Below are 20,918 nucleotides of genomic sequence, written 5' to 3' on the forward strand. Positions count from 1 at the left end.
GCGGTTTGCCTTGTGGCGACCGCCTGGATGGGATGATGAAATTTCTGCGCCTTCCGTTGGTTCTGCTGTGTGGCGTGCTCGGATTGGCCGGTTGCAGCATGCACCAACCGGTATCCCTGTATCAGCTCGACAGCGGTGAGCCTGGCCAACCCAAGCAAAGCGCTGGCATGGCAGTGGTGCTCGGCCCTGTATCGGTTGCCGACTACCTGCAACGCGAGACCCTGCTGCAGCGCCAGGCCGATGGCAGCCTGACCGCAGCCACCGATGGCCGTTGGGCCGGTAGCCTGTCGGCCGATATCGACCAGTTGCTGGTCCGTCAACTGGCCTGGCGTCTGGACAGCCAGCGGGTGGTCCTGGCCCCGGCCAGCACCGGTTTCACCCCGGATGTACAGGTTCTGCTGTCGATTACCCGCCTGGACTCCGGTACCAACCAGCCAGCGATCCTCGACGCCCAGTGGCGCCTGCTGGATCGCCGTGGCCAGGTCCGTGACAACCGCATCGTGCACCTGGAGCAACAGCACCAGGGTAGCTCGGCCGCTCAGGTCCAGGCCCAGGGCCAGTTGCTGCAAAAGCTCGCAGAACAGTTGAGTATTGCCTTGAAGCCGCTGGCCAATCAGCCTGTGGTGGTTGAAGAACAACCGAAAAAGGCGGCACCGGTTCAGGTGCGCAAAGAGCCGGAGAAGCCGAAAATTCCGTTGGCGACACCGATTCGTACTGATCTGGAAGTGTTCCGCTTCTGAGTCGAGTGCCTACAAAAAGCCCGCAGCGATGCGGGCTTTTTTGTGGGCGCTCATCCTGTCTGTGGAAGCTGGCTTGCCAGCGATCGGCCGTGAAGCGGTCGTAAGTCAGCCAGCACCGGTCTGTCCTCATCGCTGGCAAGCCAGCTCCCACAGGTCAGCAACAAAAAAGCCCGCATCACTGCGGGCTTTTAGGTCTAGCAGGGGCTCAGCTCTTGACCCGGCGCTCATGCATCCGCGCCAATTGCCGTTCCAGCATCGACGGGTACGGCTCCATCAAGCGCTCGACGCAGCAGGCACCCTCGGGGCTGGCGATCGGGCGGATGCGGGCGCGCTGGCGCACCAGGGCGTCGTCGCTGATCTTGCGCTCGACCAGTAGCAGGTTGCGGCTGTGCTGCGACAGGGCCAGGGCATCCTGGGCCTTTTCAGTCAGCAACAGGTCGATCTGGCTCAGGCCGTGCAGGTCTTCACCCAGGGCCAGGCCCAACTGCAATTGCAGGGTGATGCCGCTGTCGGCCACTTCGATCTGCAGGGCATGGCCCAGGGCACGCAGCAGCTCGCCACAGCAGATGGCGTTGGTGAGGTAGTCCTCGCCACTGTCCTGGCTGTGGAACAACAGCAGGGTGCTGCCGTCGTTAAGGGTGTGCACTTCGCTTTCATACAGCGAGGCAGCCTGGTCGAGGCAGTCGCGGTAGCGCTCAAGCAGTTCGGTAAGGCGCGTGCGCGGCAGCCGTCGCAGTTGTTCCTGGGAGCCCAGTTGCACCGCCAGAACGGCGCTGGCCTGTGGCTCACGGTTGATCGGGGCAGCCGGAACAGGGGCGGGGCTGTGGTCTTCGTCGAGCAGGTCGGCGAAGGCATCATCGCTGTCGTCATCTGCCGCAGGTTTTACCGGTTTGGCGGCCCTGGCCACGGCAGGTTGCTCGTCGAAGCTTGGGTCGCGCAGGTTGCGCACTTCGAATTCCGGCTCATCCTCGTCGAAGGATTCTTCGGCTTCTTCTTCCGGCTCGACTTCCCGTGGCGGCGGTGCCAGGCGGGTGTGCAGCTGGCGCGCCAGGTCGCCGATTTCATCCTGGCGCTCGATGGCCGGGGTGAACTCGTTGATGTCGCGCAGCCAGACCCGCAATTGCAGCAGCGGGGTGGAGATGTAGCGACCCAGGCGCAGGCTCATGGCCAGTGCCAGGGCCAGCAGGATGCCGGCAAGAATGCCCATGCTCTGCAGGCTGATGGTCAGCGGCTGCTGGAACTGGCTCATGTCCAGGCTGATGCGCAGTTGCCCGGCGGTCACGTCCTGGAAGGTGATCTTGGTCTGGTACAGGCCCTCGGCCTCGCCCAGCAGGCCGTTTTTCGGGCGCTGGCCGGCTTCTGCAAGGATCCGGTTGTCGACGCTGTAGATCGCCGCATGGGCCACCAACGGGTTCTTCACCAGATTGCCGAGCAGCACATTGAGGCTGAGGATGTCGTTGGACACCAGCAGCTCGGTGGCCGAGGTCGCGGTTTGGGTGGTCAGGCTCTGCCCCAGGGCATCGGCCTGCTCATGCATGGCTTCCTTGAACTGCAGGCCCATCACGCAGGCGTAGATCACCAGCGCCAGTGCCACCAGGAACACGTTATGGCAGGCGATACGCAGCGCCAGCGGTATTCGGCGTTGGCGCAGGGCGTGGAAGATCAGCAGGAAGAAGTTGTCGGTCTTAACGGGCGTGGGCCGGTTCACAGAGCGCGGCTCTTTATGTCGGAGAAGTTGCTGCGCAGTATAGCGAGGGCTCAGGGGCGGGCAAAGTATCGACTGCGCCCGATGGTCAGCGAAAATCGGTAGAATGCGCTTTTTTTCAACGAGTCGGAGCCCGTCTTGCGCGAAATCGTTCTGATTAACATCACTGGTGAGGACCGCCCGGGTCTTACTGCGGCCATCACCGGCGTCCTGGCCCAGGGTGGGGTGAACATCCTCGACATCGGTCAGGCGGTGATTCACGACACCCTGTCCTTTGGCATCCTGGTGGAAATTCCGGATACCGAGAAGGCTTCATCGGTGCTCAAGAACATCCTGTTTGCGGGCTACGAACTCGACCAGCAGGTGCGTTTTACTCCGGTTTCCGAAGCCGACTACCAGAACTGGGTCGAAGGCCAGGGCAAGGCCCGGCATATCGTCACCCTGCTGACCCGCAAGGTGACTGCCGAGCAGTTGCAGCGCGTCAGCTCGATCACCGCCAAGTACGGGTTGAACATCGACCATATCGATCGCCTGTCCGGTCGTGTGGCGCTGGACACTCCGGTTGAGCAGGGCAAGGGCTGCATCGAGTTCTCGGTACGTGGCGAACCGGCTGATCCACAGGCCCTGCGCGCCGAGTTCCTCAGCGTCGCCCAGGAGCTGAACGTTGACATCGCCTTCCAGCAGGATTCGCTGTTCCGTCGCAACCGCCGCCTGGCAGTGTTCGACATGGACTCGACGCTGATCGAAGCCGAAGTGATCGACGAGCTGGCCAAGGCGGCGGGTGTAGGCGAGCAGGTTGCAGAAATCACCGAGCGGGCCATGCGCGGCGAACTGGATTTCCGTGCCAGCTTCAAGGAGCGCCTGGCGCTGCTCAAGGGCCTGGACGTTGGCGTGCTGGACCAGATCGGTGCTTCGCTACGCCTGACCGAAGGCGCCGAGACGCTCTTTGCCGAACTCAAGCGCCTGGGCTACAAGACCGCCATTCTCTCTGGCGGCTTCACCTACTTCGCCAAGCAGCTGCAAGCCAAGCTGGGCATCGATTATGTGTTCGCCAACGAGCTGGAAGTGGTCGATGGCAAGGTGACCGGCGTGGCTGTCGAGCCGATCGTCGATGCCCAGCGCAAGGCCGACCTGCTTGGCGAGCTGGCGCGCAAGGAAGGCCTGCAGATGGAGCAGACCATTGCGGTCGGTGACGGCGCCAACGATCTGCCGATGCTGGCGATTGCTGGCCTGGGTGTGGCCTTCCGCGCCAAGCCATTGGTCAAACAATCGGCCAAGCAGGCGATCTCGACCCTGGGCCTGGATGGTGTGCTGTACCTGTTGGGTTTCCGGGATCGCGACGGTCGCGCGTGATGGCGGGGTCGCTGTGCGGCCCATCGCTGGCAAGCCAGCTCCCACAGGGTTTTGCGCAGGATCCGAAAGCCAGGTACAAAAAAGCCCGCATCGCTGCGGGCTTTTTTATTTTCAGGCTTGCTCCGGCAGTGCCAGGCGCTGGCCCATGCTTACCGCAGAGCCTGCGCCGAGCTCTTCGGCCCATTTCACTTGCTCTGGCCCGAACAGTACCACGGCTGTCGAACCCAGCTTGAAACGGCCCAGCTCGGCGCCTTTCTCCAGGTGGATCGGCGCACGGCTGGCTTCGTCGTAGCGCACGGTTTTCAGTTCACGCTTGGGTGGCGTCACCAGGCCGGCCCAGACGGTTTCGATCGAGGCGACGATCATCGCACCCACCAGTACCACGGCCATCGGCCCGCGTTCGGTGTCGAACAGGCAGACGACGCGCTCGTTGCGGGCGAACAGTTCCGGAACGTTTTCGGCAGTGGTCTGGTTGACCGAGAACAACCGGCCCGGTACGTAGATCATCTCGCGCAGGGTGCCGGCCAGCGGCATGTGCACGCGGTGGTAGTCCTTGGGCGACAGGTAGATGGTGGCGAACTGGCCACCCATGAACGGCGCGGCGTTGGCCGGATCGCCACCCAGCAGCTCCAGGGCGCTGAAACTGTGGCCCTTGGCCTGGAAGATACGCCCATGCTCGATCGGGCCGAGCTGGCTGACGGCACCGTCGGCCGGGCAGAGGATCGCCCCCGGGGTTTCATCCAGCGGACGCGCACCTGGCTTGAGGGCGCGGGTAAAGAAGGCGTTGAAGTGCTCGTAGGCGGTGACGTCTTCGACCAGGGCCTGGGACATGTCCACCTGGTAGCGCTTGGCGAACCAGCTGGTGAAGGCGTTCTTGAACCAGCGCACGCGGCATTCGGCGATGCAGCCGGCCAGGCGCGAAAGCAGGTGATGAGGCAGCAGGTACTGACTGATGATGAACAAGCGGGATTTCATTAGGTTTCCTTAAACTTCGACAGGGGTGTCGGGGTGGTTGCCCCATTCGCCCCAGGATCCGGCGTAGGCTTTGACCCGAGGGTAGCCCAGATGCTTGGCCACCAGGTAGGTAAAGCCGGAACGGTGATGAGTCTGGCAGTGGGTGACCACTTCCTTGTCTTTGCTGATGCCCAGCTGCGCGAGGATTTCGGGCATGTCCTTGCGGATACGCAGGTGATCGTTCATGTCCATGCCGGCGGTCCATTCGAAATTGACCGCGCCGGGGATATGCCCGCCCTTGGCCGCGAGGACTTTCTCGCCACGGTACTCGGCTGGGCTGCGCGCGTCCCAGATCACCAGGTCGGTGGCACCGAGGCGGCTTTGCAGGTACTCGCGGGTTGCCGTTGGCTCTTCGTGCAGGGTCAGGCTGACCGTGCCGGTGATGTTGAGCGGCACATCAGTGGCAAGGTTGTTGGCCGGCCAGGCCTGGATGCCACCGTTGAGGTAGTGGTAGCGCTTGTGCCCGATGACGTCGAGCAGCCAGATGAAGCGCCCGGCCCAACCGCCGCCTTCCTCGTCATATACGACGTAGACCGCGTTGGCGTTATGGCCGAGTTCGGCAAACAGTTTTTCCAGGTCAGCCTTGGCCGGCAACAGGCCTGGCGCGGGAGGCTGGCCCAGCTGCGTGCGCTTCGGGTCGACGAAGCGCGCACCGGGAACATGCCCGCTGGCATAGCGGTTGGGGCTGGTCAGGTCGACCAGGATCAACTCTGGCGCATCCAGCCGGGCTTGCAGATCAGCCGGCTCGATTACCAGGGGCAAGCCAGAAAAGTCAGTCATCCAGAGTCTCCAGAGCGGAACAGAGGGGGCGATTGTAGCGCATGGCTCAGGCGCTGCGGTTGCTGAAGGCGGTCAGGGCCCGCTCGATGCATTGCGCGGTTTTGCCGAAGGCTTGCACGCTGACGTCGGCCAATGGCTTGCCGCCCTGGTCGGCGACCAGCAGCATCACCACCCGGCCATTGCTCGATAGCGAGCGCAGCAACACATGTTCGCTGCGAAACAGCGCACGCAGGCTGGCCGGCAGCAGGGCCGAGAACTGGGCGTGGTTGTCCGGGGTCAGGCGCAGTTGCGCCGACTTGCTCAGCAAACGCTGCAACAGTTTGCTTTGCTCGATAGGCAGCACCAGGTTGGCAGCTTCACCGGGAATGCCGGCAGTCTGGTGAACCCGCAACTGGCTCACGGTCTTGTCGGTCATCAACAGCATCAGTCGTTGCATGCCGCAGGCGACCAGGGCATCGCGCGCCAGGGTAGTGAGGTGGATGGCATTGCTGAACGGGCTCGGCTCGGCGAGCAACTCGCCGCAGAGCTTGCGCCAGGTGCCCAGGGCCTGGGCCGAGGGCGTTGGCGGAGCGATCTGGCCCTGGTGCAGGTGTTGTTGCTGCCAGGGCCAGAGCAGAGCCTCGGCCGGGTGGAACAGGCCGGGGCCGGCGTGATGACGGGCACTGATCGCCGCCTGTTGGTGCACCAGTTGTTGCACATCGTCCAACGGCGTTTGCAGGTAAAGGCTGGTGAGCAGCTGCCAGCGCTGCACATGTGCATTGGTCCAGCCCGCCTGCGAGGCCAGGGCCAGGCCGTTGGCCAGTAGCACGGTATTGGCCGGCTGATTGAACCAGCGGCGCAAGCTTGGCTGATCGTCGAGGCGTTGTTGCTGGTGCAGGCTGTCCTGATCGCGGGCGATGAGGATCGCCTCGGCCAGCAGGCGGCGTTCTTCCTGCAGTAAATGGTAACCGCGGGTTACCCAGTCCGGCAGGCGCCAGTGTTCGGCCAGGGCCTTGCACAGGCTCATGACCCGTACGCCAAACAGCTCTTCTTCCACTCGGGAGGCCGACTCGCCTTTGTGCACCACGCGCAGCTCCCATTCATCGAGGAGCTTGGGGTGCGTCAGCGCCAGCGGCCACAGCGGCGCCAGGAACAGCAGGCTACCCCAGTGGATTTCTTGCCACAGACGCGCCAGGCGGCTGGCGAACAGGCCGTTGGCCTGCTGGCTGGCGTGCTGGCTGACCATCTGCAACTGGCGCAGGGTGGGCGCAATCTCGCTCTCGGGCACGGCCGGCAGGCGTTCCAGCAGCTCTGTGGTACGCGCAAGCCCCAGGCGGTTGAGGGCGATTTCCAGGCTCTCGGCCGGCTCGCTCATGGCCGTACTGCTGTGGTGATTGGCCTCGCGCATCACGCTGAGCACCAGGGCCGGGCTGTTCTGCATCAGTTCGGCGATATCGCGCAATGAGCGGCGGCTGTCGCCGATGGCGGCTTTTACCCGCTCGAAACTGGCCAGCGGCACCGGTAGGCGCACGCTATCGAGGAGCTTGACCCAGGCATCGAGTGTTTTTGGTGTTTGACTTGGCACGATGGTTTCAATAGGCATGCTGGAGGTAGGCCGAACTGGCTTTTCGCCTTGACTGACTATAGTCTGGCGCACTTCTGCCGATAAGTAGAAGAAGAGTTTTTTTAACTTCCGCTCACGACCCTGACCACGACAGTAAGTGCTTCCTATCTATGGCTAAAATTATCGGCATCATCGTCGTATTCGCGAGTGTGCTCGGCGGATATGTTCTTTCCCACGGCAAGATTGCGGCCCTGATTCAGCCTTTCGAAGTGCTGATCATCGGTGGCGCTGCCTTTGGTGCATTTCTTCAGGCCAACCCTGGTTACATGACCATGCATGTAATCAAGAAGTCGCTGAAGATGTTTGGCACGCGTTTTACCCACACTTTCTATATCGAGGTGCTGGGCCTGGTCTACGAGATTCTCAACAAATCCCGTCGCGAAGGCATGATGGCGATCGAAGCCGATATCGAAGACGCCGCTGCCAGCCCGATTTTCGCCAAGTACCCGGCAGTCCTGGGGGATGAGCGCATGACGGCGTTCATCTGTGATTACCTGCGCATCATGTCCACTGGCAACATGGCCCCGCACGAGCTCGAGGGCCTGTTCGACATGGAACTGCTGAGCATGAAGGAAGAACTCGAGCACCCGTCCCATGCCGTGACCGGCATCGCCGACGGCATGCCAGGTTTCGGTATCGTCGCTGCGGTTCTGGGTATCGTGGTGACCATGGCCTCGCTGGGCGATGGCGACCAGAAGTCCATCGGCCTGCACGTGGGTGCAGCGCTGGTGGGTACCTTCTTCGGTATTCTCGCCGCCTACGGTTTCTTCGGCCCGTTGGCCACATCCTTGCGCCATGACGCCAAGGAAGAGCTCAACATCTACGAGGCGATCAAGGCCTCGCTGGTGGCTTCGGCCTCGGGCATGCCGCCATCGCTGGCCGTGGAGTTCGGGCGCAAGGTGCTGTTCCCGGCCCATCGCCCGAGCTTCGCCGAGCTGGAACAAGCAGTTCGCGGTCGCTAAGCCATGGAGAACAATCAGCCCATTATCGTCAAGCGCATCAAGCGCTTTGGCGACGGCCACCACGGTGGCGCCTGGAAGATCGCCTTCGCCGACTTCGCTACGGCGATGATGGCGTTCTTCCTGGTGCTGTGGCTGCTGTCGACGGCCACGCCTGAGCAGAAGATTGCCATTGCCGGCTACTTCAAAGACCCGATCGGTTTTTCCGAGAGCGGTACGCCCTACATCATCGATCTCGGTGGTTCGCCCCAGCTCGCTCCGGAAAAAACCATCAACCCGGAAGTGAAATCCGAGCCGACCCCTGACACCAGCTTGCAACTGGACCAGGACAAGGTTGAGAGCATGGCCGAGCAGGTTGAGCGCGAACGCCTGGAACTGCTGTTGCAGGAGCTGCAGAACAAGGTCGAAGAAAACCCGCAACTGCAGAAGTTCAAGGACCAGATCCTCTTCGAAATCACTCAGGACGGCCTGCGCATCCAGATCATGGACGCCGAGAACCGGCCGATGTTCGACCTGGGTAGCGCGCGTTTGCAACCGTACTTCGAAGACATCCTGCTGGCCATGGCCGACACCATCAAGGCGGTGCCGAACAAGATCAGCATCAGCGGCCATACCGATGCCAAGCCGTACGCCGGTACCGGTGACTTCGGTAACTGGGAGCTGTCGGCCAACCGTGCCAACGCGGCCCGTCGTGCGCTGGTCGCCGGTGGCTATCCGGATACCCAGGTGGCACGGGTAGTGGGTTACGCCTCGTCGTCGTTGTTCGACCGGCAGAACCCGCTCAACCCGGTCAACCGCCGTATCGATATCATTGTCCTGACCAAGAAGGCCCAGCGTACCATCGAGGGCGAGCAGACCCAGCCTGCTGCCCCTGATGCCGCGCAACCCGGTGCTGCAGCGCCGGTACCGGCTGCCCCGCAAGCGCAGGCCCCGGCGGCCGAGCCCGAGCCGATGCAGCCACGGGAGTTGCGGCAGAAGCTGAACATCTTCGAGGACGGCGTGTTGAAGATGGACGAAAACAAGCAGTAATACTGTTTGTAGAAAAACGCCCGTGCGCAGCGATGCCCACGGGCGTTTTTTTACGCTACGGACTAGAAGCCGCGGCGGATCTTGGCCTTGAGGTCGGCATGGAAGAAATCGGCGTTGGAGCGGTTGGTGGCATTGGCCTCGCAGGCTTCACTGTCGATCGAGCGCTTGAAGGTCTGCTCGTCATGGTAGGCGCGAACGTACAGGTCAATGTGCTCGCGGTTGTACATGGTTGGCCACTTCTCCAGATAGGCCGGTAAGGTGGCCTCGCCGCATTGGTAGAAGGCAACCCGGCGATTGACCAGGGTCGCCGCCCCCAGTTGGAAGGGCACCCACCAGGCGTCGGCGGTCTCGGGGGCAAGCACGGCGATCAGATGGGTACATTGGCTGATGTTGCGCCGGATAATGCCGCTGATATCGTCGGTGGTCTGCTGCGCCTCGTTGTCGAACAGGTCCAGTTGGGTACTGATGCCTTCGAGCTTGAGCCGTTCATTGATGATGAAGGCGTCCAGGCGTTGGCTGTGGCGATAACTGATAAAGACTGGCATCAGTGGTGCCCTCCCAGGCTGGAGGGCGTGGCATCGATGCGTAACGGCTGAATTGTCATGGTTGATTCCTTTCATACGCAGGGCATGGGGCGATTCGCTTCATGGCGGCGAATCTTGAAAGGTGACAATCAGCGAAAGTCTTTCGGACAGCAAGGTACGACCAACAAACAAGATGCTTCCTGCTTGTTTGGGTAAAAATCCCTACATATAGGTCCTACTTTGTAGCCGTTTGAGGCCCGTTTCCGAGCCTCGGGTACTCAGTAGCTGTCTTGCGGCAGGCTGGCGATGATCGAACGGTAGCTGTTCATTCGCTGCTGTTGCACGCGGCCATCTTCGAGGGCCTTGAGCAACGCGCAACCGGGTTCGCGATCGTGCTTGCAGTCGCGAAAGCGGCAGGTGCCGAGCAGGTCGGTGAATTCGATGAAGCCGGCTTCGACATCGGCGCGGCTGACGTGGCCCAGGCCGAATTCACGGATACCCGGGGAGTCGATCAGTTCGCCACCGCCAGGGAAGTGATAGAGGCGGGCGGTGGTGGTGGTGTGGGTGCCCTGGCCGGACCATTCCGACAGGTCGCCGACGCGGGTCTGCACATCGGGCAGCAGGCTGTTGACCAGCGATGACTTGCCAACCCCGGACTGGCCGACGAACACACTGATGTGGCCGTCGAGTTGCGCCTGCAGCTGCTCCATGCCATTGCCCTGATGGGCCGACACTTCCAGCACGGGATAGCTCAGCTGTCGGTACACCGCCAGCAACGCATTGAGCGCCGGCGCGTTCTGTTCGTCGATCAGGTCGGCCTTGTTCAGCAGCAGCAACGGCCGGATGCCGGCATGTTCAGCCGCCACCAGGTAACGGTCGATCAGGTTGGCATGGGGTTCCGGTGCCGGGGCGAAGACGATCACGATCAGGTCGATGTTGGCCGCCACCGGCTTGAGCTGGCCGCGGCTGTCCGGGCGGCACAGCTCGGTGTGGCGTGGCATCTGTGCCACGATCACGCCGATGCCCTGGTTGCCAGCCCGCCACACGACCTTGTCGCCGGTGACCAGCGCTGGCAGGTTGGCGCGCAAGTGGCAACGGAACACCTGGCCGGCAACGTCGCCGTCCTGGGCTTCGACTTCGACCTGCACGCCAAAGTGGGCGATAACCAGGCCCAGTTGTTCCGGGCCGAGGTCGCCGCCTTCGAGCTCCTTCAGGGTCTGTTGTTCGCGTTTGGCGGCGCGGGCAGCGCGTTCACCCTGGATTTTTTCGATGCGCCAGTTCTGGCGTCGATTGAGCTGGCGTTTGGCCATGAAGGTTCCGTGTTCGGGAGGCAATATTTAACGGCGGGGAGTTTAGCACGCTCCACTAGGCTAAACTGCGCACCTACCGAGGAGCAGAATCATGCAGAACCCACAGAACCTGATCTGGATCGACCTGGAAATGACCGGTCTGGATCCGGATCAAGACGTCATTATCGAAATGGCCACCATCGTCACCGACAGCGACCTCAACACCCTGGCCGAAGGCCCGGTGATCGCCATTCACCACAGTGATGCAGTGCTGGCGCGCATGGATGAGTGGAACACCCGCACCCATGGCGCCTCCGGCCTGACTCAGCGGGTCAAGGACAGCACGGTCAGCATGGCCGAAGCCGAGGCCCAGACCATCGCTTTCCTGGAGCAGTGGGTACCCAAAGGCAAATCCCCGATCTGTGGCAACAGCATCTGCCAGGATCGCCGGTTCCTCTATCGCCACATGCGCAACCTGGAAAACTACTTCCACTACCGCAACCTCGACGTCTCGACCCTCAAGGAGCTGGCGGCACGCTGGGCCCCTGAGGTGCGCGACAGCTTCAAGAAGGGCGGTACCCACCTGGCGCTGGACGATATCCGCGAGTCGATCAACGAATTGCGCCACTATCGCGAGCACTTCATCAAGTTCTGATCGCAGCGCCGTCGGCTTGTACAGACAATCCGTGCGGCGCCCCCTTTTGGTGCCTGTGGCAACTGGTTAGACTGCGCGCCCCATTGCTCGGATCTGCGCCATGTTGTTGATGCTCTACCTCGTTGCTATCACCGCTGAAGCCATGACTGGCGCGCTGTCGGCCGGCCGTCGCGGTATGGACTGGTTCGGTGTGGTGCTGATCGCCTGCATCACCGCGCTGGGTGGTGGCTCGGTGCGCGACGTACTGCTGGGGCATTACCCGCTGACCTGGGTCAAGCACCCGGAATACCTGGTGTTGACCAGTTTCGCGGCGCTGATGACCATCTTCATTGCACCGCTGATGCGCCACCTGCGCTCGCTGTTCCTGGTGCTCGATGCCCTGGGGCTGGTGGCCTTCACCCTGATCGGCTGCATGACGGCGCTGGAAATGGGCCAGGGCATGCTGGTGGCGTCGATCAGCGGGGTGATCACCGGGGTGTTTGGCGGCATTCTTCGGGATATCTTTTGTAACGATATTCCGCTGATCTTCCGCCGAGAGCTGTATGCCAGTGTGTCGTTCGCGGCGGCCTGGTTCTATCTGGGGTGCGTGTACTTCAATGTGCCGGGTGAGCAGGCGATTCTGCTGACCTTGTTTGGCGGTTTCCTGCTACGGCTGCTGGCGATTCGGTTTCATTGGGAAATGCCCAAGTTTCATTACAACGACGAGCATTGATTTGCTTGTGCCGGCCTCATCGCTGGCAAGCCAGCTCCCACATAGCCCCTGACCGGTCTCAATAATGCAACCCGCCTGGTCCCCTGTGGGAGCTGGCTTGCCAGCGATGCCTGCGCCGCTGATTCAGCCAGCCTGCCGCTCGGCATGCTGCCCCAACGCCCACTCCACATGCTCGCGCACCAGCTCCGACGGATACTCCCGCCGCGCCTTGAGCGCCTCCAGCACCTGGATAGTCGACGGTGCATTGCCCAGCCCCACCGCCAGGTTGCGTAACCAGCGCTCATAACCGGCACGGCGCAGCGGTGAGCCTTCGGTGCTGTCGAGGAAGGTCTGCTCATCCCACATGAACAGCTCTGCAAGCCCGGCGCTATCGAGATTGTGCCGGGGCTTGAAGTCGCTCTCGCCGCTGGGGCGGGCAAAACGGTTCCACGGGCAGACAATCTGGCAGTCGTCGCAGCCGAATACCCGATTACCGATCAACGGTCGCAGCTCTTCGGGGATCGCGCTTTTCAGCTCGATGGTCAGGTACGAGATACAGCGCCTGGCATCCAGCACATAGGGGCCGACAAAGGCCTGGGTCGGGCAGATGTCCAGGCAGGCGCTGCAGCGTCCGCAGTGTTCGCTGGCGTGTGGCGGATCGACCGGCAGCGGCATATCGACGAACAGCTCGGCAAGAAAGAAGTAACTGCCGGCCTTGCGGTTGAGCAGCAGGGTGTTCTTGCCGATCCAGCCCAGCCCGGCCTGCTCGGCGATGGCCTTTTCCAGCACTGGGGCGCTGTCGACAAACGCCCGAAAGCCAAACGGGCCGATCTCTTTCTGGATGCGCTCGGCCAGGTGTTGCACGCGTTTGCGTACCAGCTTGTGGTAGTCGCGGCCCAGGGCGTAGCGGGAGATATAGGCTTTCTCCGGTTGGGCCAGTTGCTGGGCCATGCGCGTATCACCCGGCAGGTAGTCCATGCGCAGGGACACCACGCGCAAGGTGCCGGGCACCAGCTCATCCGGGTGCGAGCGCTTGCTGCCGTGGGCGCCCATGTAGTCCATTTCGCCGTGATAGCCGGCCTCAAGCCAGCGCTCCAGGTGTTTTTCGTGCTCGCCCAGGTCCACCCCGGCGATGCCGACATGGGCAAAGCCGAGCTCTCGGCCCCAATCCTTGATCGATTGGGCCAGCGTGGGTAGGTCGGGGGCGGAAGCAGACATGGGAATAAGGCAATACGGACTCAGGTGCGTATAATTCTGCCAGACATCAGAGCCTTTGACCCATGCCTCAGACCAAACACCCCGCAAACGAGCCACATCGGCTCACCAGCGTCACCCTTGCGCCCCTGGCGCCACGTCCTGCCGACGCCCATAAGGGCGACTTCGGCCATGTGCTGGTGGTCGGTGGTGATCGCGGCACGGGTGGTGCCGTGCTGCTCAGTGCCGAAGCGGCGTTGCGTTGCGGCGCCGGGCTGGTGTCGCTGGTCACGCGTGCCGAGCATGTGCCCGCAGCAATGGCCCGTCTGCCCGAGGTGATGAGCCTGGGTGTGCATTCGGCCAACCAGTTGATGACGCCGATCGAGCGGGCTTCGGTGCTGGTGGTCGGCCCGGGGCTTGGGCAGGCGGCCTGGGGCCGCAGCCTGTTGTCGGCGGTGGCCAGCAGCCAGGCGCCGCAGGTGTGGGACGCCGATGCCCTGAACCTGCTGGCGCGCCAGCCTTTGCCATTGCCCAAAGGCAGCGTCATCACCCCGCACCCGGGGGAGGCCGCTCGTTTACTGGGTGTATCGACCGAGGCGGTGCAGGCTGACCGGCCCGGCGCGGCACGCAAACTCGCGCGTAAATACGCGGTCATATGCGTGCTGAAGGGCGCCGGCACCCTGGTAGCCGACCCGGCGGGGCAACTGGCGCTGTGCTCGCGCGGTCATCCGGCCATGGCGGGTGCCGGCCTGGGGGATGTGCTCAGTGGTGTGCTCGGCGCCTTGCTCGCCCAGGGCATGTCGGCCTGGGACGCGGCCTGCCTGGGCGTCTGGCTGCATGCCTGTGCGGGCGAGCGCCTGGCCGTGCAGGGCCGCGGCCTGGCGGCCAGCGACATGGTCCCGGCAATTCGTCAGTTATTGGAGGAGCATTCAGCGTGTTTGGCATAACCCTGTTTTTGGCCGATGAACAGGCCACGGTCAACGTTGGCCATAGCATTGCCAAGGTGACTCAAGGTCACGGCGTGATTTTTCTCGAAGGGGACCTGGGAGCGGGCAAGACCACCCTGTCGCGCGGTATTATTCGCGGCCTCGGACACCAAGGGGCGGTAAAGAGTCCTACCTTTACAGTGGTTGAGCCTTACGAGATTGGCGACATTCGCGCGTTCCACTTCGACCTGTATCGCTTGGTCGATCCGGAGGAACTGGAGTTCTTGGGCATCCGCGATTACTTCGAAGATGACGCCTTGTGCCTGTTCGAGTGGCCCCAAAAAGGGGCGGGCATTTTGCCAAAGCCCGACCTGACCATTACCATAAGCCCCCAGGCGGGCGGTCGTTCGCTCAACCTGTCGCCGCAGGGGGCACGTGGCGAAGCCTGGTGTGCCGCTCTGGCCTTGGAATTCAAATAGAAAATGGGGATAGGTATGCGCATTCGCGCACTGGTTTCTGTCGTAGGACTGCTGCTTACGGTAGTGACCGTTGACGCTCTGGCCGTCACGCAAGTCAAAAGTATGCGTTTATGGCGAGCGCCGGATAACACACGGCTGGTCTTCGACCTCTCGGGCCCTGTGCAGCACAGCGTATTTACCCTGACCGCCCCGGATCGCCTGGTGATCGACATCAATGGCGCGACCCTGGCTGCGCCGTTGTCGGTGTCCACCTCCAATACCCCGATTACCAGCGTGCGCTCGGCCCAGCGTACGCCGACCGACTTGCGCGTAGTGGTCGACCTGAAAAAATCGGTGACGCCCAAGAGCTTCATCCTGGCGCCCAATGCCCAGTACGGCAACCGCCTGGTGGTCGACCTGTTCGACCAGGAGGCCGATGCTGCGCCGCCACCGCCAACGCCGCCGGTGGCGACCACGCCGGCTGTGCCGGTAACCCCGGCGCAACCGGCGATCAAGCTGCCTCCAGTGCCCAACGGCAAGCGTGACATTGTCATTGCCATCGATGCCGGTCACGGCGGTGAAGACCCGGGGGCTTCCGGTTCGCGTGGCCAGCATGAAAAAGACATCGTCCTGGCCATTGCCAAGGAACTGCAGCGCCAGATCAACACCGAGAAGGGCTTTCGCGCCGAGCTGACCCGTACCGGTGACTACTTCATCCCGCTGCGTAAACGCACCGAGATTGCCCGCAAGAAGGGCGCCGACCTGTTCATTTCGATCCACGCGGACGCTGCGCCGTCCAAGGCGGCCTTCGGTGCCTCGGTGTTTGCGCTGTCCGATCGCGGTGCCACTTCGGAAACCGCGCGCTGGCTGGCCGACAGCGAAAACCGCTCCGACCTGATCGGTGGTGCCGGCAACGTCAGCCTCGATGACAAGGACCGCATGCTTGCAGGTGTGCTGCTCGACCTGTCGATGACCGCCTCGCTCTCCTCCAGCCTCAACGTCGGCCAGAAGGTCCTGGGCAACATGGGCCGGATCACCCCGCTGCACAAGCAGCGCGTCGAACAGGCCGGCTTCATGGTGCTTAAATCGCCAGACATCCCATCGATCCTGGTGGAAACCGGCTTTATCTCCAACGCCAACGAGGCGGCCAAGCTGGCTACCCCGAGCCACCAGCAATCCCTGGCGCGTTCGATCCACAGCGGCGTGCGCCAGTTCTTCCAGCAGAACCCGCCGCCGGGCACTTATGTCGCCTGGCTGCGCGACAGCGGCAAGATTGCCCAGGGCCCGCGCGAGCATTCGGTGCGCCCGGGCGAGACCCTGGCGATGATCGCCGTGCGTTATCAGGTCAGCGTTGCCAGCCTGCGCAGCGCCAACAGCCTGAAAACCGATGAGCTCAAAGTCGGCCAGCACCTGAACATCCCGACCACCGCCCTGGCGGCCCAGCAATGAGCAGCAGTGCCCGCATCGAGCTGCTCAGCCCGCGGCTGGCCAACCAGATTGCCGCCGGTGAGGTGGTCGAGCGCCCGGCATCGGTGATCAAGGAGTTGCTGGAAAACAGCCTGGACTCCGGCGCCAAGCGTATCGACGTTGAAGTCGAGCAGGGCGGCGTCAAGTTGCTGCGCGTGCGCGACGACGGCGCTGGTATTGCCGCCGATGACCTGCCGTTGGCCCTGGCCCGCCACGCCACCAGCAAGATTCGCGACCTTGAAGACCTTGAGCGGGTCATGAGCCTGGGCTTTCGTGGTGAAGCCCTGGCCTCGATCAGCTCGGTCGCCCGCCTGACCCTGACCTCGCGTACCCGCGATGCCGAACAGGCCTGGCAGGTGGAAACCGAAGGCCGCGACATGGCCCCGCGAGTGCAGCCCGCAGCGCATCCGGTCGGTACCTCGGTGGAAGTGCGCGACCTGTTCTTCAATACCCCGGCCCGGCGCAAGTTTCTCAAGACCGAAAAAACCGAATTCGATCACCTGCAGGAAGTGATCCGGCGCCTGGCGCTGGCGCGTTTTGACGTGGGTTTTCACCTGCGCCATAACGGCAAAAGCATCCTCAGCCTGCACGAAGCCCATGACGATACCGCGCGCGCCCGCCGTGTAGCGGCCATCTGCGGCCCGGGCTTCCTAGAACAGGCGCTGCCGATCGAGGTTGAGCGCAACGGCCTGCACCTGTGGGGTTGGGTCGGTTTGCCGACCTTCTCGCGCAGCCAGGCCGACCTGCAGTACTTCTTCGTCAATGGTCGTGCCGTGCGCGACAAACTGGTCGCCCACGCCGTGCGCCAGGCCTACCGTGACGTGCTGTTCAATGGCCGGCACCCGACTTTCGTGCTGTTTTTCGAGGTCGACCCTACCGGTGTCGACGTCAACGTGCACCCGACCAAGCACGAAGTGCGCTTCCGTGACGGGCGCATGGTTCACGACTTTTTATACGGCACCCTGCATCGCGCCCTGGCCGATGTGCGCCCGGAAGATCAGCTGGCCGCGCCCGCTGCCACCAGCGAGATCATCCGCCCCAGCGGCATTCAGGCCGGTGAGTTCGGCCCCCAGGGCGAGATGCGCCTGGCTGCCAACCTGCTTGAGCAGCCGATGGCCGAGCCAGGCCTGCGTCCGTCTGTGGGTAGCAATGGCAGTGGTGCAGGCTATCAATACCAGTACACGCCGCGACCGACCCAGGCATTGCCTGCAGCCGAAGCTCAGGGCGTGTACCGGGAGTTCTTTGCGCCGCTGGCCGAGGCTGCGCCGGTGGCCTTGCCCGAAGGCCAGGGCGACATCCCGCCGCTGGGCTACGCCCTGGCCCAGCTCAAGGGCATTTATATTCTTGCCGAAAACGCCGTCGGTCTGGTGCTGGTGGACATGCACGCCGCCCATGAACGGATCATGTACGAACGCCTCAAGGTGGCCATGGCCAGCGAAGGCCTCAGCGGCCAGCCGCTGTTGGTGCCGGAGTCCCTGGCCTTGAGCCAGCGCGAAGCCGATTGCGCCGAAGAGCACGCCGAGTGGTTCCAGCGCCTGGGCTTCGAGCTGCAGCGCCTGGGCCCGGAAAGCCTGGCGATCCGGCAGATTCCGGCGCTGCTCAAGCAGGCCGAGGCCAACCGCCTGGTCCAGGACGTTCTGGCCGATCTGATGGAATACGGCACCAGTGACCGTATTCAGGCGCACCTGAACGAGCTGCTCGGGACCATGGCCTGCCACGGCGCCATCCGCGCCAACCGGCGCCTGGCCATCGCTGAAATGAACGGCCTGCTGCGCGACATGGAAAACACCGAGCGCAGCGGTCAATGCAACCATGGCCGGCCGACCTGGACCCAGATGGGCCTGGACGATCTGGACAAACTGTTTTTGCGCGGTCGATGACATGAGTGGCAAACCTCCAGCGATATTCCTCATGGGCCCGACTGCGGCGGGCAAGACCGACCTTGCCATCGAGCTGACCAAGGTCCTGCCATGCGAGCTGATCAGTGTCGACTCGGCGCTGGTCTACCGTGGCATGGACATTGGCACTGCCAAGCCGTCCAAAGAGATTCTGGCTGCCCATCCGCATCGCTTGATCGACATCCTTGACCCGGCTGAAAGCTATTCGGCCGCCGATTTTCGTCGCGATGCGCTGGAGGCCATGGCCGATATCACCGCGCGCGGCAAAATCCCCCTGCTGGTCGGCGGCACCATGCTTTATTACAAGGCTTTGCTCGAAGGCCTGGCGGACATGCCGGCGGCTGACCCACAGGTGCGTGCCGAGCTCGAAGAAGAGGCCCAGCGCCTCGGCTTGCACGCCTTGCACCAGCAGTTGGCGGCGGTCGACCCGGAATCGGCGGCACGTATTCACCCCAATGACCCGCAGCGGCTGATCCGCGCGCTGGAGGTCTACCGGGTCAGCGGCCTGACGATGACGTCACATCGCCAGCGTCAATCCGCGGAAAGTAGCGCCGCAGGCGCGTCCGCAGCGGGACAATTGCCCTATACTGTCGCCAGCCTGGCCATTGCCCCAACCGATCGGCACATACTGCACGAGCGGATTGCGCTACGATTCGGGCAAATGCTGGAACAGGGCTTCGTTGACGAGGTCCGATTGCTGCGAGCCAGAAGTGACTTGCACGCGGGGCTGCCGTCTATACGGGCGGTTGGTTATCGCCAGGTCTGGGATCACCTTGATGGCAAGTTGAATTCAGTTGAAATGCAGGAGCGCGGCATCATTGCCACTCGCCAATTGGCGAAGCGGCAGTTCACCTGGTTGCGTAGTTGGGCTGACCTGCACTGGTTGGACAGCCTGGCCTGCGACAATCTGTCTCGCACCTTGAAATACCTTGGATCGGTCTCCATATTGAGCTGAGTCCTTGCAATTGCCGTCTATCCTTGGGGTGGGGCGGCTTGAGCCATCAGTTTTTCTTTGATTTTTTTACTATTGATCCTTACAGGAGTGCGGCATATGTCAAAAGGGCATTCGCTACAAGACCCTTACTTGAATACTTTGAGAAAAGAAAAAGTTGGGGTTTCGATCTATCTGGTTAACGGCATCAAGCTGCAAGGCACGATCGAATCCTTCGACCAGTTCGTGATTCTGCTGAAGAACACCGTTAGCCAGATGGTTTACAAACACGCCATCTCGACAGTTGTCCCTGTGCGTCCGATCCGTCTGCCTAGCGCAACCGAATCCGAGCAAGGCGACGCTGAGCCAGGTAACGCCTGATAGGAGTCTGCTTTGTTCTTTGAGCGCCACGGTGGTGGTGAACGGGCGGTCCTCGTTCACTTGGAAGGTCAGAACCCTGAGGCGCGCGAAGATCCGCAGGAGTTTCAGGAGCTGGCACTGTCGGCTGGGGCCGATATTGTCGCGTTCGCCAATGTGGCGCGACATCAGCCCACCGCCAAATACCTGATTGGCAGCGGCAAGGTCGAAGAGTTACGCGACCTGGTCAACGCCGAGCAGGTAGATTTGGTGATATTCAATCACACCCTCACACCCAGTCAGGAACGTAACCTCGAGCGAGTCTTCGAGTGTCGCGTGCTTGACCGCACCGGTCTGATTCTCGATATCTTCGCCCAGCGGGCGCGTACCCATGAAGGCAAGCTGCAGGTCGAACTGGCCCAGCTCGAGCACATGAGCACGCGGCTGGTGCGTGGCTGGACTCACCTTGAGCGGCAAAAGGGCGGTATCGGCCTGCGCGGCCCGGGTGAAACCCAGCTCGAAACCGACCGCCGCCTGCTGCGGGTACGCCTGCGCCAGATCAAGGCGCGCCTGGAGAAGGTCCGCAGCCAGCGTGAACAAGCTCGCCGTGGCCGTAAACGGGCGGATATCCCCTCGGTTTCCCTGGTCGGCTACACCAACGCCGGCAAGTCCACCCTGTTCAACGCCCTGACCCAGTCCGAGGTCTATGCCGCCGACCAGTTGTTCGCGACCCTCGACCCGACCCTGCGCCGGCTTGAGCTCGACGACCTCGGGCCGATCGTGCTGGCCGACACCGTGGGCTTCATTCGTCACCTTCCGCACAAGCTGGTCGAGGCATTTCGGGCTACGCTCGAAGAGTCGAGCAACTCCGACCTGCTGCTGCATGTGATCGACGCCCATGAGCCTGAGCGCATGGCGCAGATCGAGCAGGTCATGGCGGTATTGGGAGAGATCGGTGCAGAAGGCTTGCCGATCCTCGAGGTCTATAACAAACTCGACCTGCTTGAAGGTGTCGAGCCGCAGATTCAGCGCGATGCCGATGGCAAGCCGCAACGGGTCTGGGTCTCGGCCCGCGATGGTCGGGGGCTGGAGCTGGTGGGGCAGGCGGTCGCCGAATTGCTGGGGGATGACCTGTTTGTCGGTACCTTGCGCCTTGAACAGCGTTTTGCCCGGTTGCGTGCGCAGTTCTTTGAACTGGGCGCGGTGCAGAGCGAAGAGCATGACGATGAAGGCAGCAGCCTGCTGGCTGTGCGACTGCCGCGGGTGGAGTTGAACCGCCTGGTCAGCCGCGAAGGTTTGCAGCCGCTGGAATTCATCGAGCAACATACTTTGCAATAAATGCCCG

20 protein-coding genes are annotated in these 20,918 nt (G+C 62.6%); 13 read left to right on the forward strand and 7 right to left on the reverse strand.

Translation table 11 applies throughout. The annotated features are described in order from the left end of the window. Positions 1-35 precede the first annotated feature (35 nt). Positions 36-740 carry a PqiC family protein gene (locus tag KHO53_RS12900; protein ID WP_026001219.1) on the forward strand — a complete coding sequence of 235 codons (705 nt, stop codon included), beginning with the start codon at positions 36-38 and terminating at the stop codon, positions 738-740. 205 nt (positions 741-945) lie between these two features. On the opposite strand, the gene KHO53_RS12905 is transcribed toward KHO53_RS12900, so the two are convergent. Next, positions 946-2,448, reverse strand: coding sequence for a HAMP domain-containing protein (locus tag KHO53_RS12905; RefSeq protein ID WP_010221577.1), 1,503 nt, complete (start codon positions 2,446-2,448; stop codon positions 946-948). Between the two features lie 135 nt (positions 2,449-2,583). Between KHO53_RS12905 and serB the strand changes: the two genes are divergently transcribed. Continuing rightward, positions 2,584-3,798, forward strand: a complete 1,215-nt coding sequence (serB, locus tag KHO53_RS12910) for a phosphoserine phosphatase SerB (RefSeq protein WP_010221578.1) — start codon at positions 2,584-2,586, stop codon at positions 3,796-3,798. 111 nt (positions 3,799-3,909) lie between these two features. Here the strand turns inward: serB and asd are convergent, their stop codons facing one another. The 3 genes from asd to KHO53_RS12925 are packed head-to-tail and all read right to left on the reverse strand — an operon-like array spanning position 3,910 to position 7,174. Beyond that, the gene (gene asd, locus KHO53_RS12915; RefSeq protein ID WP_010221579.1) at positions 3,910-4,773 is read right to left on the reverse strand and encodes an archaetidylserine decarboxylase; all 864 of its coding nucleotides are present in this window, start codon (positions 4,771-4,773) and stop codon (positions 3,910-3,912) included. 9 nt (positions 4,774-4,782) lie between these two features. Next, a complete protein-coding gene (locus tag KHO53_RS12920) occupies positions 4,783-5,592 on the reverse strand; it encodes a rhodanese-like domain-containing protein (protein WP_010221580.1) in 810 nt (269 codons plus the stop codon). Between the two features lie 46 nt (positions 5,593-5,638). Further along, positions 5,639-7,174, reverse strand: a complete 1,536-nt coding sequence (locus KHO53_RS12925; RefSeq protein WP_213570369.1) for an HDOD domain-containing protein — start codon at positions 7,172-7,174, stop codon at positions 5,639-5,641. A 131-nt stretch (positions 7,175-7,305) separates the two neighbouring features. Here KHO53_RS12925 and motA point away from each other — a divergent pair, with 131 nt between their 5' ends. Together motA and motB are read left to right on the forward strand one after the other, a co-directional pair. Then, complete coding sequence (motA, locus tag KHO53_RS12930) at positions 7,306-8,157, forward strand: flagellar motor stator protein MotA (RefSeq protein ID WP_010221582.1); 852 nt, start codon at positions 7,306-7,308, stop codon at positions 8,155-8,157. Positions 8,158-8,160: 3 nt separating this feature from the next. After that, positions 8,161-9,183, forward strand: coding sequence for a flagellar motor protein MotB (motB, locus tag KHO53_RS12935; protein ID WP_100782896.1), 1,023 nt, complete (start codon positions 8,161-8,163; stop codon positions 9,181-9,183). Between the two features lie 62 nt (positions 9,184-9,245). On the opposite strand, the gene KHO53_RS12940 is transcribed toward motB, so the two are convergent. Both KHO53_RS12940 and rsgA read right to left on the reverse strand, forming a co-directional pair. After that, the gene (locus KHO53_RS12940) at positions 9,246-9,728 is read right to left on the reverse strand and encodes a TIR domain-containing protein (protein ID WP_010221584.1); all 483 of its coding nucleotides are present in this window, start codon (positions 9,726-9,728) and stop codon (positions 9,246-9,248) included. A 257-nt stretch (positions 9,729-9,985) separates the two neighbouring features. Beyond that, a complete protein-coding gene (gene rsgA, locus KHO53_RS12945; protein WP_213570370.1) occupies positions 9,986-11,017 on the reverse strand; it encodes a small ribosomal subunit biogenesis GTPase RsgA in 1,032 nt (343 codons plus the stop codon). A gap of 91 nt (positions 11,018-11,108) precedes the next feature. Here rsgA and orn point away from each other — a divergent pair, with 91 nt between their 5' ends. After that, positions 11,109-11,651, forward strand: coding sequence for an oligoribonuclease (gene orn, locus KHO53_RS12950; protein ID WP_036995500.1), 543 nt, complete (start codon positions 11,109-11,111; stop codon positions 11,649-11,651). A 100-nt stretch (positions 11,652-11,751) separates the two neighbouring features. Then, on the forward strand, positions 11,752-12,363 hold the full coding sequence (locus KHO53_RS12955) for a trimeric intracellular cation channel family protein (RefSeq protein WP_010221587.1): 612 nt from the start codon (positions 11,752-11,754) through the stop codon (positions 12,361-12,363). Between the two features lie 123 nt (positions 12,364-12,486). On the opposite strand, the gene queG is transcribed toward KHO53_RS12955, so the two are convergent. Further along, positions 12,487-13,560 (reverse strand): tRNA epoxyqueuosine(34) reductase QueG, encoded by a 1,074-nt coding sequence (queG, locus tag KHO53_RS12960; RefSeq protein ID WP_036995501.1) that lies wholly within the window; start codon positions 13,558-13,560, stop codon positions 12,487-12,489. Between the two features lie 62 nt (positions 13,561-13,622). Between queG and KHO53_RS12965 the strand changes: the two genes are divergently transcribed. From KHO53_RS12965 to hflX, 7 genes are all read left to right on the forward strand, one after another. Then, entirely contained in the window at positions 13,623-14,483 is an 861-nt protein-coding gene (locus KHO53_RS12965; RefSeq protein WP_010221589.1) for an NAD(P)H-hydrate dehydratase, read from the forward strand. Next, positions 14,471-14,941 carry a tRNA (adenosine(37)-N6)-threonylcarbamoyltransferase complex ATPase subunit type 1 TsaE gene (gene tsaE, locus KHO53_RS12970; RefSeq protein ID WP_010221590.1) on the forward strand — a complete coding sequence of 157 codons (471 nt, stop codon included), beginning with the start codon at positions 14,471-14,473 and terminating at the stop codon, positions 14,939-14,941. The genes KHO53_RS12965 and tsaE overlap by 13 nt, the downstream gene beginning before the upstream one ends. 3 nt (positions 14,942-14,944) lie before the next feature. Continuing rightward, positions 14,945-16,369, forward strand: coding sequence for an N-acetylmuramoyl-L-alanine amidase (locus KHO53_RS12975; protein WP_198421649.1), 1,425 nt, complete (start codon positions 14,945-14,947; stop codon positions 16,367-16,369). Next, complete coding sequence (gene mutL / locus KHO53_RS12980; protein WP_010221592.1) at positions 16,366-18,267, forward strand: DNA mismatch repair endonuclease MutL; 1,902 nt, start codon at positions 16,366-16,368, stop codon at positions 18,265-18,267. Before KHO53_RS12975 ends, mutL begins: the two co-directional genes overlap by 4 nt. A 1-nt stretch (position 18,268) precedes the next feature. Next, entirely contained in the window at positions 18,269-19,240 is a 972-nt protein-coding gene (gene miaA / locus KHO53_RS12985; RefSeq protein ID WP_010221593.1) for a tRNA (adenosine(37)-N6)-dimethylallyltransferase MiaA, read from the forward strand. A 96-nt stretch (positions 19,241-19,336) separates the two neighbouring features. Next, entirely contained in the window at positions 19,337-19,597 is a 261-nt protein-coding gene (hfq, locus tag KHO53_RS12990; RefSeq protein WP_010221594.1) for an RNA chaperone Hfq, read from the forward strand. Between the two features lie 12 nt (positions 19,598-19,609). After that, positions 19,610-20,911 carry a ribosome rescue GTPase HflX gene (hflX, locus tag KHO53_RS12995; protein WP_010221595.1) on the forward strand — a complete coding sequence of 434 codons (1,302 nt, stop codon included), beginning with the start codon at positions 19,610-19,612 and terminating at the stop codon, positions 20,909-20,911. The last annotated feature ends 7 nt before the right edge of the window (positions 20,912-20,918 follow it).

Origin of the sequence: Pseudomonas sp. RC2C2, from assembly GCF_018390435.1 — a bacterium.
GTDB classification, from domain to species: domain Bacteria; phylum Pseudomonadota; class Gammaproteobacteria; order Pseudomonadales; family Pseudomonadaceae; genus Aquipseudomonas; species Aquipseudomonas donghuensis.